This window comes from Winslowiella arboricola (genome assembly GCF_025527015.1).
Lineage (GTDB): Bacteria > Pseudomonadota > Gammaproteobacteria > Enterobacterales > Enterobacteriaceae > Erwinia > Erwinia arboricola.
In genome coordinates this window covers 68,081-84,648 of the sequence record NZ_JAODIM010000042.1, presented here as the reverse complement: position 1 = coordinate 84,648, position 16,568 = coordinate 68,081, and the positions used below count along the sequence as shown (strand labels likewise).

The window sequence follows — 16,568 nt, the reverse complement described above, 5'->3', positions numbered from 1 at the left end:
TAGCCTGTACCGTCCTATTTCCAGGGATTTGAAGCAGTCGCATTCAGATCGATACGGGGCATTACCGGCGTTCTGGCATCATAGTAAAAAGCCGAGTTAGAAAAGGAGTACACCTTACCCGTCAGCTTTACCAGCACGTGGTCGCCAATAGCCGTAACGGTGGCATCACCGCTATCTGCCTGAAGAAACGGGCCGCTTTTCTGCAGCACCTTCATCGGATCGCTGAGATGTTTATTCAGATAGTAACGATAAACGTCAGAGTCAGTGGCAGCGGCATCCTGATATTGGGTAACGTACAGCCAGACACTTTCTGATAACTGTTTCTGACTGACTAAGCGGTCATCGCGAGGAGCATTCCCGGAATACCATACTAAGCCGCCCACTATTACCATAAGTAACAAGACGATCGTTAGCGCCCTGTGTGCCCATTTAATAGCTGTGCTGATTGACATAATCTATTCCCTGTTGAATCCAATACTGATCGCGCGGATCATCCCCGTATGGAATGTCTCTGTACCAGTGCCCCCACCGGGGATCAGTGGTGCCCGCCCTGCTTTGCGCCCAACCCGCCCCCCGTAACAATACGTCTTCGGGTATTCCTGCAACAACGCCCGTTGCACCATAGTTAAAATCGCCGAAATTCTGGTAGCTTGCTCCTTGCTGTTTGTAATCCCACGGCCCCTTATTACGGACTTTCTGATAAAACCAGTAGTAAACTGGCGGAGAGGCCATGTTGCGCGGCATCCCACGGTGGCGGGCTTCCTGAAGATTCGTTGCTAAGAGAGAGAAGCCCCCCCGGGGGCATTAGCGGAATAACAGCCATAATATTGAGTCCTCCTGACAGAATAAAAAAGCCGAATTAACCCTATCAAAAAGTCGTGTGGCATTACATGCTGGCGTACATCAGAAACATAAAAAAAGGCGCGGAAGCCCGCGCCTTTTTATCATCAGGGTGACGCTAATCAGGCTTTCGCCAGCTCAGCTTCCGCTTCCGGACGTTTCAGGATCGCATAACCCAGACCCGCCAGCAGCGTACCGGCAATAATCGCCAGCAGATAACCCACCACCGGGGTGATAGCGCCAGGGATCAACAGCACAAACAGACCGCCGTGTGGCGCCATCAGTTTCGCGCCAACCGCCATCGAGATCGCGCCGGTCACTGCGCCGCCAACGATACAGCATGGCAGTACGCGCATCGGATCACGCGCCGCAAACGGAATCGCACCTTCAGAGATAAAGCACAGACCAAGCACCAGCGCAGCTTTGCCGCCTTCCTGCTGTCCTTTATTAAACTTACGACGCGCAACCAGCGTTGCCAGACCCATTGCCAGCGGTGGCACCATACCGGCCGCCATAATCGCCGCCATCGGCGCATAGGTTTGCGAACTGAGCAGACCAACCCCAAAGGCATAGGCCACTTTGTTCACCGGACCGCCCATATCGGTACACATCATGCCACCGAGGATTGCGCCCAGCAGTACCGCATTCGCTGTGCCCATATTCGCCAGCCAGCTGGTCAGGCCGCTCATAATGCCTGCAACAGGTTTGCCTACCACATAGATCATCAGTAAGCCGGTGATCAGGCTGGCAAACAGCGGGATAATCAGAATTGGCTTCAGCGCTTCCATACTTTGCGGCAGTTTAACCTTGCCGCTAATCAGTCTGGCGGCGTAACCGGCAATAAAACCAGCAATAATACCGCCGAGGAAACCGGCATTAATGCTGGTAGCCAGCATCCCGCCAATCAGACCCGGGGTCAGACCCGGACGGTCGGCAATCGAGAACGCGATATAACCCGCCAGCACCGGCACCATTAAGGCAAAGGCGCTGCCACCGCCGATTTGCATCAGCGCAGCGGCCAGCGTTCCCGGCTCTTTAAAGGCAGTAATACCGAACGCAAAGGAGAGCGCGATACACAGACCGCCCGCTACCACCATCGGTAACATATAAGAGACACCGGTGAGCAGATGACGGTAAGCACCTGCGCTTTCCTGCTTCTGCTCGCCCTGCGAAGCCTGGTTGCCGCCCTTCGGCTGATACGGTTTGGCTTCAGCCACTGCTTTATCCAGCTCCTGCGCTGTTTTCTTCAGCGCCAGGCCGGTTGAAGTGCGATACATCGGTTTGCCAGCAAATTTCGCCAGATCCACTTCGATATCCGCCGCCACAATCACCAGATCGGCCGCCGCCACTTCTTCAGCGGTAATCGCATTACCAGCGCCGACGGAGCCGCGGGTTTCCACTTTTACCCACCAGCCACGTTTGGTTGCTTCGGTCTGGATCGCTTCCGCTGCCATAAAGGTGTGCGCCACACCGGTAGGACAGGCGGTAATCGCCACAATACGTTTCGGGCCAGCCTCTGAGTGAGTCGCTACTGGCGCCACAGCAACAGCTGCCGGCGCCTGGTACGGTTTAGCCTGCGCTTGCGCGTTAGCGAGGAACGCTTCCGGCTGACGCAGCGCCTGTTCGATATCGCCGAGATAGACCGCTTTGCCGTTGAGCGCGCCGTCAGCAGGTACAGTTTTACCCGCAACCGCCACCAGCTCTGCGTCTGCCGGATTATCCGTCAGCGTCAGGCCAGTTTTTGCCGCAGCCGCGGTGAGTAAATTTTTTGCCAGGTAGCTGGTTGCCAGACCCAGCGAGGTATCGATTATCAGCAGCGTTTTCATTTTGCCTTCTCCTGCTGTTAGTGAAAGGGTTTCAGGTCGACGCGCGCCATCATTGCGGCCAACTGGGTACGATCGGTAACACCAACATTACTTTGACTGACGGCCATCGCCGCAACGGCAGTTGCCAGGCGCAGCGTATGCTCGCTGGACTCACGCATCAGCAGGCCATAAATCAGGCCACCTACCATCGAATCGCCAGCACCGACGGTACTGACCACTTCACAGGCTGGCGGTTTAGCAATCCACTCGCCGGAGGCATTCACCCACAGCGCGCCTTCGGCACCGAGTGAAATCACCACATGCGCAATGCCCTGCTCGCGCAGTGCATGGGCAGCTTCAATCACATCCTGCAGCGTCGGCAGTTTGCGGCCGGCCCAGATCTCCAGCTCACGACGGTTAGGTTTCACCAGCCATGGCGCCGCTTTCAGTCCCGCCACCAGCGCTTCACGGCTGCTGTCGAAAATAATGCACGGGCACAGGGTGCGCAGGGTCGTCATCCATTCGGTAAAAGCTTCAGGCGCCACGCCAGCCGGTAAACTCCCGCTGACGCAGACCATATCAAACTGGCCGAGCCAGCTTAATGAATCGGCGCTAAAGCGCTCCCAGTCTTGTGCACTGACGTCAAAACCAGAGAAGTTCAGGTCAGTCACATCGCCGCCTTTCTCGGTCAGTTTGACGTTGATGCGGGTACGGCCAGGCACCACCTGAAAGCGGTTAGCAATACCTAACTCACTGAACAGCTGCTGGAAGCCATCCTGGTTATCTTTGCCGAGGAAGCCGCCGACGGTGACGTCAATGCCCAAATCTTTCAGCACTTTCGCTACGTTAATCCCCTTGCCTGCCGCATGCAGACCGGTGGTTTTCACCAGGTTAACTTCACCGCGTTCGATCTCATCGGTATAACCTACCAGGTCATAAGCCGGATTCAGGGTAATAGTCGCGACGCGTCTGCTCATGCTGCCCCCTCGCCCAGACCGGCGGCGATGGCTGCTTCAATCGCGTTCAGTGCCTGTTGCGCATCTTCACCGCTGGCGGTAAAGCGCAGGCGATGACCTTTTTTCACGCCCAGCGCCACCACTTTCATCAGGCTGCGACCATTAGCCGGTTTACCGCTGCCATCAAGGTTGGTTACGGTGATATCACTGTTAAATTGCTTGATGATGCTGACCAGCGCGGTGCCCGGACGCGCATGCAAACCATGTTCGTTGCGGATAGTAAATTCTGCAGTCAGCACATCAGCCTGCTCGTCGACTTCGCTGGTTAACAGCGCCAGTACACCGGCGGCATCGGCGTTCAGCAGACGTTCGGCTTTCTGATTGATCAGCAGATCGCTTAAATAGTTCAGCACCTTCAGCGGCTGCTCGTCGGTGACGGCAACGGTAATCAGCAGCGCAGCTTTTTCACCCGCCACATCAAAAGCGTTAGCGGCGCGACTGACGGCCACGGCGCTGACCAGGTTACCGACAGTGCTGTCGCTCAGCCAGATACCCTGTCCCAGATTCAGCGGCTGAGCGGAGATCACACTGCTGACAAAGCTGGCGTCCACCGCGCCCGCCTGTTGCAGACGACCGGCGTTCAGCGCCTGCAGCGTCATCAAATCGCCTGCCGCGACATCAAGCGCGATCAGGCTGTTATCGAATTTAAATTCCGCAGCCTGTTTTTCGCCCATCAGGATGCTGCGCAACTCTTCAGCGGACGTGGTGGTTTTCAGCTGTTCAGCGACGCTGTCATCGCTCAGCACGTGAGTCAGCTGACGCAACAGCGCCAGGTGCTCATCGGAGCGTGCGGCAATACCGATGGCGACATACGCGGTTTGGTCTTCTCCCCAGGCAATACCCTGCGGGAACTGGAATACCTGCACCCCGGTTTCCAGCACTAAATCGCGGGTATCGGTGGTGCCATGCGGAATGGCGATACCGTTACCAAGATAGGTTGAAGTCTGGGTTTCGCGCGTCAGCATGCCGTCAACATAGGCTTCGCTGACGTTGCCGGCAGCAGCCAGCGCGGCGGCAACCTGACGGATGGCGTCTTCTTTATTCGTGGCGCTGGCGCCGGTATGAATGGCTTTCAGATCTAGCTGGAACATAGTTCTCCTCTCCTGCCGAAATTGAATCGTTTCAGCTATTATGAGAAAAAAAGCGTGATCTCCTGACGGGCAACCGGTTGAGACAACGCTGAAACGTTTCAATGAGTTTGGTACAGTCACTGCAGTACTGGCAAGATTTACCGCAAACGGTGTAGCAGATTTTTGACGTCACGCACATTTCACTTAACTTTTTCAGAGAAATGCCGCAGGTGCCGATAACGTTGCTGAAGCGAATTTGACTTAGAGCACTTTTTAACCCAACGCGGTCAGCAACTTCAGCTTTCCAGTGGCAATGGTGCAAAAAATGCGGAAGAGGAATATCCCCTCCCCTCTATTTTTAAAACAGGTTTTTAAAAAACAGCGTAGCGGCGTAGAATTCCCCGTCCCTCTCTGCCGGTTAACTCTCATATATGCAAACATCTGGTGCCACTCTTCGCCGCCTGCCCGACCTGCGTTCAGCTGCCTTTCTGCTGGTCGCGTTTCTCTCCGGCATCGCCGGGGCGCTGCAAACGCCAACGCTTAGTCTGTTTCTCTCGACGGAAGTGCATGCGCGTCCATTTATGGTGGGACTGTTTTTTACCGGCAGTGCGGTGATTGGCATTGTGGTGAGCCAGCTGCTGGCGGCGCGTTCCGACCGCCAGGGCGATCGCAAAACGCTGATCTTTCAGTGCTGCCTGCTGGGCGCTCTCGGCTGCATTTTGTTTGCCTGGAATCGTAATTACGTCGTCTTACTGCTGGTCGGTGTACTGCTCTCCAGTTTTGGCTCGACCGCCAACCCGCAGATGTTCGCGCTGGCGCGTGAACATGCCGATAAAACTGGCCGTGAAGCGGTGATGTTCAGCACTATTATGCGTACCCAGGTTTCGCTGGCATGGGTGATTGGCCCGCCGATTGCCTTTGCGCTGGCACTGGGGTTTGGTTTTCAGGTGATGTACGCCTGTGCGGCGGTGGCGTTTGTCTGTTGCGCGGTGATCGTCCGCTATCTGTTGCCCTCAATGCGCAAAACCGCGGTGAAAACCACTGCCACTTTGCAGGCGCCGACACGCAACCGTCGCGATACGCTGTTGCTGTTTATTGGCTGCACCATGATGTGGGCCTGTAATAATATCTGGCTGATCAATATGCCGCTGTATGTGGTGCATGAGCTGCATCTGCCGGAGAAACTGGCGGGGCAATTAATGGGGCTGGCGGCCGGACTGGAAATCCCGGTGATGCTGATTGCTGGCTATTACGCCCGGCGCTTCAGCAAACGCGCGTTGATGCGCTGCGCTGCCGTCTGCGGGCTGCTGTTTTACAGCGGGGTGCTGCTTATTCACAGCGCCATGCCATTACTGCTGATTCAGGGGCTGAACGCCATATTTATCGGCATTCTGGCCGGTATTGGCATGATCTATTTTCAGGATCTGATGCCAGGCCAGGCGGGCGCGGCGACAACGCTGTTCAGCAACTCTACTCGCGTCGGCTGGATCCTCGCCGGATCGCTGGCCGGGCTGGTGGCGGAATTCTGGAGCTACCATGCGGTGTTTTACTGCGCGTTGCTGATGAACGTCGGCACCCTTTACTGCATGTGGCGGATTAAAAACGCCTGACGCTCGCTTAGCTGGAGGTATCCGCTTCCAGCTGTAACAGCCAGGTCATCGCCTGCTGACGACTGTCGCCACACATTTCCGCTTCCGGTTGTAATCCCGCACAGACTTTTGGCCGCAATGGCGAGCCGAAAATTTTGCAGCGCTGCCGGTCGTCAAGCTGTACGCATGGCGTATTCGCCGGTTTGCCGTGCGGCATACCGGGAATCGGGGAAGAGATCGAGGGGGCCGTGCAACAGGCACCACAATCAGGACGACACTGCATCAGCACGCTCAGGAGCAACGTAAAGCGCGACAATAGCAGTGGCGAAAGGTGAAAGCTATACTCAAAATAATTCAAGCTGCAGATCTTGCCTGAAGGTCGCGCCGCGAGTAACTTGTCGCGATTAATTCCGCACAGGCTTATTGAGAACCTACCATGGCAAGAGCAAACGAAATCAAGCGCGGCATGGCCGTGAGCTACAACGGCAAATTACTGCTGGTAAAAGATATTGATGTGCAAAGCCCCAGCGCCCGTGGCGCCTCTACCTTATACAAAATGCGTTTTACGGATATCCGCACTGGGCTGAAGGTGGAAGAGCGTTTTAAAGGTGACGATATTATCGACACCATCGCCCTGAGCCGTCGCCAGGTCACCTTCTCGTATATTGATGGTGACGAGTATGTGTTTATGGATGACGAAGATTACACCCCTTATAACTTTAAGCAGGAACAGATTGCTGAAGAGCTGCTGTTTATTCCTGAAGGGGGAATGCCGGGTATTCAGGTATTAACCATGGATGGCCAGATTCTGGCGCTGGAGCTGCCACAAACGGTAGATATGGAAATTGTCGAAACCACACCGGGCATTAAAGGGGCGTCCGCCAGTGCGCGCAGTAAACCCGCTAAAATGGCTACCGGCTTAGTGATTCAGGTGCCTGAATATCTCAGTAGTGGCGATAAGATCCGCATTCATATTGCTGAACGTCGTTATATGGGACGCAGCGAATAATCGCTCTGCTCTCTATCCGGCGATGAGGGTGTGCATCGCCGGCAATGTTATGTTATAACAATTCGTAGCAGCGGTTATCAGTAGTAATTCACCGTAAGCATCCCCAGCAATTTAGTGCGATTAATCCACGCAAACTGGCTGGTGCCCTGACTTAATGGCAGTTTTTGTTGCTGCATAACATTAAGCATGGTGGTGCTGGTAGCCACCCTGCCGTTCTGATAACAGGTTGTGTTCAGCCTGTCCTTAACACCGGAGCTGATAACACAGCCGCCGTCAACGATACTGCCAGAAAAACGAATAATGCCTGAGCTGGCTGATGCTGTACCACTCCCGGCGATGACGCTGCTCGTCCATGAGGTAAAAAGCATTATCAAAACAGCTGATGTAATGCAGTTCATATCAACCTCACTTATTGACCAACTACAGGTTAAAGGTAGCTGTTTTATTGTCCTGATGATTAAAATCGGCCAGCAATAGCCTGAACTTTAATTTCAGCACCTGAATACCCTGATGGAGGAAAAACCTGTGACAAAGGTCAATCTGATTACTGGCTTTCTGGGCAGCGGAAAAACCACTACCTTGCTTCACCTGCTGGCGCAGAAGCCTGAAAATGAAAAATGGGCGATTCTGGTCAATGAATTTGGTGAAATTGGCATTGATGGCGCTCTGCTGAAAGATCGTGGCGCAGTATTAAAAGAGATCCCCGGCGGCTGCATGTGTTGCGTTAATGGACTGCCAATGCAGGTGGGGCTGAATATGTTATTAAAGCAGGCGAAACCCGATCGACTGCTGATAGAGCCCACGGGTCTTGGCCATCCAAAGCAGATTATCGCCATGTTAAGCGATGCGGTGTATCAGCCCTGGCTGACGCTGAATGCCACGCTGGCGCTGCTGGATCCGCGCCAGCTTAGCAACAGCAAAATCACCGACAATGAGAACTTCCGCGATCAGCTGGCAGTGGCGGATATTATTATTGCCAATAAACAGGATCGCTGGCAGCAGAGCGATCGTCAGGCGCTGAGCGCCTGGCAACAACAGCATCTGGCTGAACGCCAGTGCCTGGAAGCTGAGTTTGGCAATATCGATGCTGCCTTGCTGGACATGCCACGCCTTAACCTGCGCGAGCTGCCGGATGCCCGTCACCATACGCACAGCAATGCGAAATCGGGGCTGGCCGCCCTGCGCCTTGACAGTAACGTCCGCTGGCGCCGCGCGCTGAATCAGGGCCAGGGCTACTATGCCTGCGGCTGGATCTTCGATGCCGATACGGTTTTTGACACCATTGGTGTGCTGGAGTGGGCACGGCTGGCGCCGGTGAGCCGGGTCAAAGGCGTGCTGCGCATTGCCGAAGGGCTGCTTAGTATTAATCGCCAGGGCGAGGATCTGCAGATCGAAACCCGTTCGTCTGCCCCGCCGGACAGCCGTATTGAACTTATTAATGAAAATGATACGCAATGGAATGATTTGCAAGCTGATCTGTTGAAGCTTCGTTTAGAGAGCGTGGCTTAGGCTACGCTGTTATTTTTAACCCGACAGATTCCCCCCTATGAATGCAAAGCGCTTAGCGATCATCCTTGCCTTAAATATTGCCGGCATCGCCCTGTTTTTATCCTGGTACCTTCCGGCTAACCATGGCTTTTGGTTTCCGATCGATAAATCGATCTTTTTCTGGTTTAACGATCATATGGTGAACAGCAAACCGCTGCTGTGGCTGATTGCGATTACCAACTTCCGTGGTTTTGATGCCGTCTCCCTGCTGGCAATGGGGTCGCTCTATATGAAATTCTGGCTGCGCGAAACAGCAGAAGGGCGCCGCCGCCTGATCACTATTGGCGTTACCATGCTGATTACGGCCGTGGTTCTGAACCAGCTTGGCCATTTGCTGCCGGTGAAACACGCCAGCCCTACTCTGTTCTTTGACAATGTGCATCGCGTCGCCGAGCTGACCGGCATTCCGGCCAAAGATGCTTCGCGTGACAGCTTCCCCGGCGATCACGGTATGATGCTGATGATCTTCGCCTGCTTTATGTTGCGCTATTTTGGTAAGGGCGCGTTTCTTACCGCCGCGCTGATCTTTGTGGTATTCGGCCTGCCGCGCGTAATGGCCGGGGCACACTGGTTTACCGATATTGCCGTCGGTTCGCTGTCGGTGGTTATGGTGGGCCTGAGCTGGTGGCTACTGACGCCAGCCAGTGATTATTTAGTCAACTGGCTGCATCGAACATTACCGGGAAAATATAAACCGCTGCGTTAAACGCTATTCCGTAATTAAGCCAAATTGTATTAATTGATTACCACGCGGAATGGCGACGGATTGATAATTAGCACACTAAGTATTTCTCTGTGAAAAGAAAATATGATGATAAACGGGGCGGGAAAATGCCTTTCCTGCCCCCCTGTCTATTGGGATTACGCTTATTTCTTCTCCTATCCCCGGAAATAGCCGCTTAAATTGCCCTTAATCCAGCGATTATCGACTGCTAATTGTTGATAATTTAACCTAAGTGTTACCCAATTGTTTCTCATCAAAAAAACCTATAAGAAAGACGCTAAAACCCCTCGCCACGGGGCTTTTAATCGGGTAATCTCAATTCGGATTAGGCAAAAACGGTGATTTTTTTCCTTTTTTACAATTAAAATGTGCTCGTTAACACATTTTAATGATTTAGGAATTGTCTCACGCGCCTGCACTAATTAATCTCATTTTCGTTTCGCAACTTTGCTAACGACCTCTGTCGTTAAGGACCCCAAGGGATAACAAACATAATGGTCAAGTCTCAACCTATCCTGAGATATATTCTGCGGGCCATACCCGCTGTCGCACTCGCGACACTGCTTTCGGCATGTACTACCAGTAACGGTCACAACGCACAAACTGAGACCCATGCAGTTAAAAGCCAGAATGGTTTTTTACTTCAAGCGTCTCAGGATGAATTCGAACAGATGGTTCAGAGCGTGGATATTAAATCACGTATCATGGATCAATATGCTGACTGGAAAGGCGTTCGTTATCGTCTTGGCGGCACCAACAAACGTGGTATCGACTGCTCCGCTTTTGTTCAGGTGACCTTCCGTGAACAATTTGGTCTGGATCTGCCGCGCTCAACCTCAGAGCAGCAGGACAGTGGTAAAAGTATTCAGCGCAGTAAGTTACGCCCCGGTGATCTTGTGCTGTTCCGCGCCGGTTCGACAGGACGACATGTTGGCATTTACCTCGGTAATGACAACTTTGTTCATGCCTCGACCAGCAGCGGCGTAATGATTTCCAATTTGAATGATTCATACTGGAAAAATCGTTACCGTGAAGCAAGACGCGTACTGAGTCGTACACAAAGCTGATTCTTATCCCTGAAGTCTGCGAAATGAGAATAGGAAAAACGCTGCTCCGGCAGCGTTTTTTTATGCCTGAAATATGCCTGACTACGCGCTGACGATTTGAGATGCTTCAGGACAATCAGCCAGCCGTCGCGACAAAAATAGTATTGCTTATCATAATAATATCGAGACAGGACCCCCGACGACGTTATATCCTGCTGTACTTATTCCCGGAAAATGGCAGTGCATAATTCCAACAAAAAAACAGGCTAAAGCGGGAGATAAAACGCAATGCCACTATCAACACTGGTTAAACACCCGCTGACCAATGCGCGCAAAATTGCGTGGGTCAGCGTGGCGGTTGGTTTGATCTTTTTTTTGTTTTTTACTGCCATCACTATGAGCATCGCCTGGCATAAACGCGCCAGGGGCAATGACCAGCTGCTGTTATATACGCAGAATTTTATTCTCAAGGGTTTTGGCAATCTGCGAACGTCGCTGGATCCGCTGCGCACCCTGACGATGTCAGAGTGTTCACAGGTTAATAACCAACTCACTTCACGCGCAGCATTTATTAATGAAGTCCGTGCCATTCTGCTGGTGCGTAACGGCATCGCCTATTGCTCCTCCGCCACCGGCGCCTTCAGCCTGCCGGTCAGTGCTATCTCCGCACAGAGTGATTTGAATAAAGATTTCGACCTGACGATGATCGCCGGGACACCGATGCTGCCAAAGCAACCGGCGATTGTGATGTGGGTGAAGCAGCCCGGCTCTGACCGCAGCGGCGTTCTTACCACCCTGAACCTGAATATGACGCCTTATCTGCTGCTGGCATCGCGCCAGCTGGAAATCAGCGGCATGGCTTTAGCCAATAAAGAAAATGCGGTCACCACCTGGAGCGAGGCGATGATCCACACCAGCCAGCTGCCCGCCAGCCCGCTGCGTATGACCAATGTTCCCGGTTATCCTCTCAGCTTCTACCTGTATGGCAATAATCTGCCGCAGCGCGACATTCATATTATTCTGCTTACCGCACTGTTGCTGGCAGTGCTGGTTACCTCAGGCTGTTTTTTGATCCTGACGCTTCAGGTGCGTCCGGGAAAAGAGATTATGCAGGCGATCAAGCGCGGTGAGTTTCATGTCGAGTATCAGCCGCTGGTGGAAGCGGCCAGCGGTAAGGCCTATGGCCTGGAGGCGCTGCTGCGCTGGGTGCATCCCGTCGCCGGTAATATTCCGCCCGATCTGTTTATCAGCTATGCCGAAGGACAGAATTTAATTATTCCCCTGACACGTCATTTATTTGAACTGGTGGCGCGCGATGCACATAAAATCCGGCAGGTGATCCCGGTGGGCACCAAAATGGGGGTTAATCTGTCACCGCTGCATCTGTCGTCTGACAGTTTCCGCGATGACGTTAACAGCTGGATCCGGGCAATGCCGGAAAAACATTTCGGTTATATCTTTGAGATTACTGAGCGCACCATGGTATCCGGTGGCAATACCAGCGAAGTATTCGACTGGCTCCACGATCAGGGCTATAAAATCGCCATTGATGATTTTGGCACCGGACACAGCGCGCTGATTTACCTGGAGAAATTTAAATTCGATTATCTTAAAATCGATCGCGGATTTGTGCAGAGCATTGGTATGGAAACCGTGACCTCACCGGTACTGGACGCAGTGCTGAATCTGGCGAAGAAATTGAATCTCAGCACCGTCGCCGAAGGGGTGGAAACCGAAGAGCAGGCAGTATGGCTGGTCAACCGTGGAGTAAGTCATATGCAGGGCTACTTCTTTGCCCGGCCAATGAATGTTTCGCAGCTGATTGCGTGGTTTCAGACGCGTCAGCCCGCATGATCCCGATCGCCGTGTAATGACATAATACTCTGGCAAAAACCAGCCAGAAACAGAGCCTGGCGGTGAATACTGCTACGCTGAATGAAAACTGTTTTACTTTTTCGCTGTGGGAGCCAACCAACACGATGCTATTGCGCCTGGTTACACTTATGCTGCTCAGTGCTGTCGGCTTATCAGCACAGGCAGAAAAAATCAACGAGAGCTATGCGTTCTCGAAGCTGGGCGAACCAAAGTACGCCACCCATTTCACCCATTACGATTACGTTAATCCTGCCGCGCCAAAAGGCGGAAAGATGACGCTGACGGTGGTGGGCACCTATGACAACTTTAACCGTTATGCTTCCCGTGGTTATCCGGGTATCGCCACCGATGGCTTATATGACTCGCTGTTTACCACTTCCGATGATGAGATTGGCAGTTACTATCCTCTGATCGCTGAATCGGCGCGCTATCCTGATGATTTTAGCTGGATGGAAGTGACCATTAATCCCAACGCCCGTTTCCAGGACGGCTCACCGATTACTGCCAGCGATGTCGCCTTTACCTTTACTAAATTTATGACTGAAGGCGTGCCGCAATTCCGTGTCGCCTATAAAGGCGTTACGGTTAAAACCATTGCGCCGCTGACGGTACGTATTGAGCTACCCAAGCCGGATAAAGACCAGATTCTCGGCCTGTTCTCTCTGCCGGTACTGTCGCAGAAATTCTGGCAGAGCCGCAAATTTAATGAGCCGCTCGGCTATCCGCCACTTGGCAGCAGCGCTTACCGTGTCAGTGGCTATAAAGTCGGTCAGTACATTACCTATTCACGGGTAAAAGATTATTGGGCGGCCAATCTGCCGGTCAACCGCGGACGGCACAATATCGATACGCTACGCTACGACTACTATCTTGACGATAATGTCGCCTTTGAGGCGTTTAAAGCCGGTGCTTTTGATTTCCGCACCGAAGGATCAGCAAAAAAATGGGCCACTCAGTATCGCGGCAAGAATTTCGAAAATAATCAGATTGTCAAAGACGCCAGACCTAATACGGTGGCCACCGATACCCAGTGGCTGGCGTTTAATACCGAAAAAGCGCTGTTCAGTGACCGCAAAGTACGTGAAGCGCTTAGTCTGGCCTTTGATTTCCAGTGGATGAACAAGGCACTGTTCTACAACGCTTATAAACGCACCGACAGCTATTTCCAGAATACCGACTATGCCGCCAGCGGCTACCCGGACGCCAGGCAGCTGGAAATTCTGGCGCCGCTAAAAGGCCAGATTCCCGATGAGGTCTTTACCTCGCGCTATCAGCCGCCGGTATCGGATGGCAGCGGTTACGATCGTAAAAATCTGCTGAAAGCGCTGGAGCTGCTGAAACAGGCGGGCTGGGAGCTGAAAAACAAACAGCTGGTCAATACCACCAGCGGCAAACCCTTCCGCTTTGAGCTGCTGCTGAACAGTAGCAGCAGCAGTAGCATTCAGTGGGTGCTGCCGTTCCAGCATAATCTGCAACGGCTGGGAATTACGCTGGAAATTCGCCAGGTGGACAGCTCGCAGTATCTGCGGCGTATGCGCGAGGGGGATTACGATATGATCCCGTCGCAATATTACGCCCAGCCATCACCGGATCCGTCGCTGCGTATTATCTGGGCTTCACAATATATTGAATCCAGCTGGAACCGGCCACGGGTGAAAAGTCCGCAGGTGGATAGCCTGATTGAGAAAATATTGCAACATCAGGGTGATAAAGCCGCACTGCTGCCGCTTGGCCGCGCCCTCGATCGGCTGCTGCTGTGGAACTACTATATGATTCCGATGTGGTATAACGCTGACGATCGCTACGCGTACTGGAATAAATTCTCCATGCCGGCCATTGCGCCAACCTATGCCCTTGGCACTGACACCTGGTGGTACGATGTTAACAAAGCCGCACAGTTGCCGGCCCAACGCCGCTAAGGAGTAGATTTGGGCGCTTATCTTATTCGTCGACTTTTGCTGATCATCCCTACCCTGTGGGCGATTATCACCATTAACTTTTTTATCGTGCAGATTGCACCTGGTGGTCCGGTGGATCAGGCGATTGCCAGTGTCCAGTTTGAGCGCAGCTCCGGCCTGCCCGGTGGCGATACCGGCGTCAGCAGCGGACGCAACGCATTAAATAACAATAATCCTGGTGACAGCCAGTATCGCGGCGCGCGCGGGCTGGATCCTGAAGTGATTGCCGAAATCACCAAACGCTACGGCTTCGATAAACCGCTGCATGAGCGCTATTTTAAAATGCTGTGGGATTATGCGCGCTTTGATTTCGGCGACAGCCTGTTCCGCAGCGCCTCGGTGATTCAGCTGATTAAAGAGAGTCTGCCGGTCTCCATTACCCTCGGTCTGTGGAGTACGCTGATCATCTATCTGGTGTCGATTCCGCTCGGGATCCGCAAGGCAGTGCATAACGGCAGCGCCTTCGACATCTGGAGCAGCACCATGATCATCGTCGGCTACGCCATTCCCTCGTTCCTGTTCGGGGTGATGCTGATTGTACTGTTTGCCGGCGGCAGTTATCTCGACTGGTTCCCGCTGCGTGGATTAACTTCGCCGCAGTTTGACGCCCTGCCCTGGTACAGCAAGATCACTGACTATCTCTGGCATATCACCCTGCCGGTACTGGCGACGGTGATTGGCGGTTTTGCCACGCTGACCATGCTGACCAAAAACGCCTTTATGGATGAGATCCGCAAACAGTATGTGGTAACCGCGCGCGCCAAGGGGCTGGATGAGAAAAAGATTCTCTATCGCCATGTGTTCCGTAACGCGATGCTGCTGGTGATTGCCGGATTTCCGGCCACCTTTATCAGTATGTTTTTTACCGGCTCGCTGCTGATTGAAGTGATGTTCTCGCTGAACGGCCTTGGCCTGCTGGGTTATGAAAGCACCATTCAGCGCGACTATCCGGTGATGTTTGGCACGCTGTATATTTTCACCCTGATTGGCCTGCTGCTGAATATCGTCAGTGATATTACCTATACGCTGGTTGACCCGCGCATTGATTTTGAGGGACGCCAATGAGCCGCCTGAGTCCGATTAATCAGGCCCGCTGGGGCCGTTTCCGTCATAACCGCCGTGGTTACTGGTCACTGTGGATCTTTGCCGCGCTGTTTGTGCTCTGCCTGTTTGCCGAGCTGCTGGCGAATGATAAACCGCTGGTGGTGCATTATAAGGATCGCTGGTACGCGCCGGTGCTGTTTGACTATACCGAAACCGATTTCGGCGGCCCGCTGGCCACCAGTGCCGACTATCAGGATCCGTGGCTGCGGCAGCGCCTGGATAACCAGGGCTGGACCCTGTGGGCGCCGATTCGCTTTGCCGACAGTACCATTAACTTCGCCAGCAGTGACCCTTTCCCGTCACCGCCATCGGCTAAAAACTGGCTCGGCACCGATGCCAATGGCGGCGACGTGCTGGCGCGCATTCTTTACGGCACGCGTATCTCGCTGCTGTTTGGTCTGATGCTGACCATCGTCTCCAGCGTGATTGGCGTCGGCGTCGGTGCCGCTCAAGGCTATTTCGGCGGCAAAGTCGATCTGATCGGTCAGCGCTTTATCGAAATCTGGTCGGGTATGCCGACGCTGTTTCTGATTATTCTGCTCTCCAGTGTGGTTCAGCCCGGTTTCTGGTGGCTGCTGGCGATCACCGTAATCTTTGGCTGGATGAGCCTGGTGGGCGTGGTGCGCGCCGAGTTTCTGCGCGCAAGAAACTTTGATTATATCCGCGCCGCTCAGGCAATGGGCGTCAGCGACAGCCGCATTATGCTGCGCCATATGCTGCCGAATGCGATGGTGGCGACGCTGACCTTCCTGCCGTTTATTCTTTGTGGCTCCATCACCACCCTGACCTCGCTGGACTTCCTTGGTTTCGGTCTGCCGCTGGGTTCGCCTTCACTGGGCGAGCTGCTGTTGCAGGGCAAAAATAACCTGCAGGCGCCGTGGCTGGGGCTGGCCGGATTCTTCTCGCTGGCGATTTTACTGTCGCTGCTGATTTTTATTGGCGAAGCCGTGCGTGACGCCTTCGATCCCAGCAAGGTGCATTGAT

At 53.5% G+C, this 16,568-nt stretch carries 17 protein-coding genes; 10 read left to right on the top strand and 7 right to left on the bottom strand.

Annotated elements, in window-relative coordinates; all coding sequences use genetic code 11:
- Nucleotides 1-14 precede the first annotated feature (14 nt).
- The 5 genes from N5923_RS14780 to fruB form a co-directional block, all read right to left on the bottom strand.
- Complete coding sequence (locus N5923_RS14780; protein WP_267142573.1) at nucleotides 15-392, bottom strand: hypothetical protein; 378 nt, start codon at nucleotides 390-392, stop codon at nucleotides 15-17.
- A 37-nt stretch (nucleotides 393-429) separates the two neighbouring features.
- The gene (locus tag N5923_RS14775) at nucleotides 430-732 is read right to left on the bottom strand and encodes a polymorphic toxin type 44 domain-containing protein (protein WP_267142530.1); all 303 of its coding nucleotides are present in this window, start codon (nucleotides 730-732) and stop codon (nucleotides 430-432) included.
- 230 nt (nucleotides 733-962) lie between these two features.
- Nucleotides 963-2,666 (bottom strand): PTS fructose transporter subunit IIBC, encoded by a 1,704-nt coding sequence (gene fruA, locus N5923_RS14770; RefSeq protein ID WP_267142529.1) that lies wholly within the window; start codon nucleotides 2,664-2,666, stop codon nucleotides 963-965.
- A gap of 17 nt (nucleotides 2,667-2,683) precedes the next feature.
- Nucleotides 2,684-3,622: a 1-phosphofructokinase gene (fruK, locus tag N5923_RS14765; protein WP_267142528.1), complete on the bottom strand. Its 939-nt coding sequence runs from the start codon at nucleotides 3,620-3,622 to the stop codon at nucleotides 2,684-2,686.
- On the bottom strand, nucleotides 3,619-4,752 hold the full coding sequence (gene fruB / locus N5923_RS14760) for a fused PTS fructose transporter subunit IIA/HPr protein (protein ID WP_267142527.1): 1,134 nt from the start codon (nucleotides 4,750-4,752) through the stop codon (nucleotides 3,619-3,621). Before fruB ends, fruK begins: the two co-directional genes overlap by 4 nt.
- A 410-nt stretch (nucleotides 4,753-5,162) precedes the next feature.
- Here fruB and N5923_RS14755 point away from each other — a divergent pair, with 410 nt between their 5' ends.
- Entirely contained in the window at nucleotides 5,163-6,341 is a 1,179-nt protein-coding gene (locus tag N5923_RS14755; protein WP_267142526.1) for a sugar efflux transporter, read from the top strand.
- Between the two features lie 7 nt (nucleotides 6,342-6,348).
- Here the strand turns inward: N5923_RS14755 and N5923_RS14750 are convergent, their stop codons facing one another.
- Entirely contained in the window at nucleotides 6,349-6,603 is a 255-nt protein-coding gene (locus tag N5923_RS14750) for a YkgJ family cysteine cluster protein (RefSeq protein WP_267142525.1), read from the bottom strand.
- A 153-nt stretch (nucleotides 6,604-6,756) separates the two neighbouring features.
- On the opposite strand from N5923_RS14750, the gene yeiP reads away from it, so the two are divergent.
- A complete protein-coding gene (yeiP, locus tag N5923_RS14745; RefSeq protein ID WP_267142524.1) occupies nucleotides 6,757-7,329 on the top strand; it encodes an elongation factor P-like protein YeiP in 573 nt (190 codons plus the stop codon).
- A 77-nt stretch (nucleotides 7,330-7,406) separates the two neighbouring features.
- On the opposite strand, the gene N5923_RS14740 is transcribed toward yeiP, so the two are convergent.
- Entirely contained in the window at nucleotides 7,407-7,535 is a 129-nt protein-coding gene (locus N5923_RS14740; protein WP_267142523.1) for a hypothetical protein, read from the bottom strand.
- Between the two features lie 94 nt (nucleotides 7,536-7,629).
- Here N5923_RS14740 and N5923_RS14735 point away from each other — a divergent pair, with 94 nt between their 5' ends.
- From N5923_RS14735 to N5923_RS14700, 8 genes are all read left to right on the top strand, one after another.
- The gene (locus N5923_RS14735) at nucleotides 7,630-7,806 is read left to right on the top strand and encodes a hypothetical protein (RefSeq protein ID WP_267142522.1); all 177 of its coding nucleotides are present in this window, start codon (nucleotides 7,630-7,632) and stop codon (nucleotides 7,804-7,806) included.
- 48 nt (nucleotides 7,807-7,854) lie between these two features.
- Nucleotides 7,855-8,838 (top strand): CobW family GTP-binding protein, encoded by a 984-nt coding sequence (locus N5923_RS14730; protein WP_267142521.1) that lies wholly within the window; start codon nucleotides 7,855-7,857, stop codon nucleotides 8,836-8,838.
- 37 nt (nucleotides 8,839-8,875) lie between these two features.
- A complete protein-coding gene (locus tag N5923_RS14725; RefSeq protein ID WP_267142520.1) occupies nucleotides 8,876-9,583 on the top strand; it encodes a phosphatase PAP2 family protein in 708 nt (235 codons plus the stop codon).
- Nucleotides 9,584-10,095: 512 nt separating this feature from the next.
- On the top strand, nucleotides 10,096-10,668 hold the full coding sequence (mepS, locus tag N5923_RS14720; protein ID WP_267142519.1) for a bifunctional murein DD-endopeptidase/murein LD-carboxypeptidase: 573 nt from the start codon (nucleotides 10,096-10,098) through the stop codon (nucleotides 10,666-10,668).
- A gap of 267 nt (nucleotides 10,669-10,935) precedes the next feature.
- Nucleotides 10,936-12,501, top strand: a complete 1,566-nt coding sequence (locus tag N5923_RS14715) for a cyclic di-GMP phosphodiesterase (protein WP_267142518.1) — start codon at nucleotides 10,936-10,938, stop codon at nucleotides 12,499-12,501.
- Between the two features lie 125 nt (nucleotides 12,502-12,626).
- Nucleotides 12,627-14,441, top strand: coding sequence for an extracellular solute-binding protein (locus tag N5923_RS14710; protein WP_267142572.1), 1,815 nt, complete (start codon nucleotides 12,627-12,629; stop codon nucleotides 14,439-14,441).
- A gap of 9 nt (nucleotides 14,442-14,450) precedes the next feature.
- A complete protein-coding gene (locus N5923_RS14705) occupies nucleotides 14,451-15,545 on the top strand; it encodes a microcin C ABC transporter permease YejB (RefSeq protein ID WP_267142517.1) in 1,095 nt (364 codons plus the stop codon).
- Nucleotides 15,542-16,567: a microcin C ABC transporter permease gene (locus N5923_RS14700; protein ID WP_267142516.1), complete on the top strand. Its 1,026-nt coding sequence runs from the start codon at nucleotides 15,542-15,544 to the stop codon at nucleotides 16,565-16,567. Before N5923_RS14705 ends, N5923_RS14700 begins: the two co-directional genes overlap by 4 nt.
- The last annotated feature ends 1 nt before the right edge of the window (nucleotide 16,568 follow it).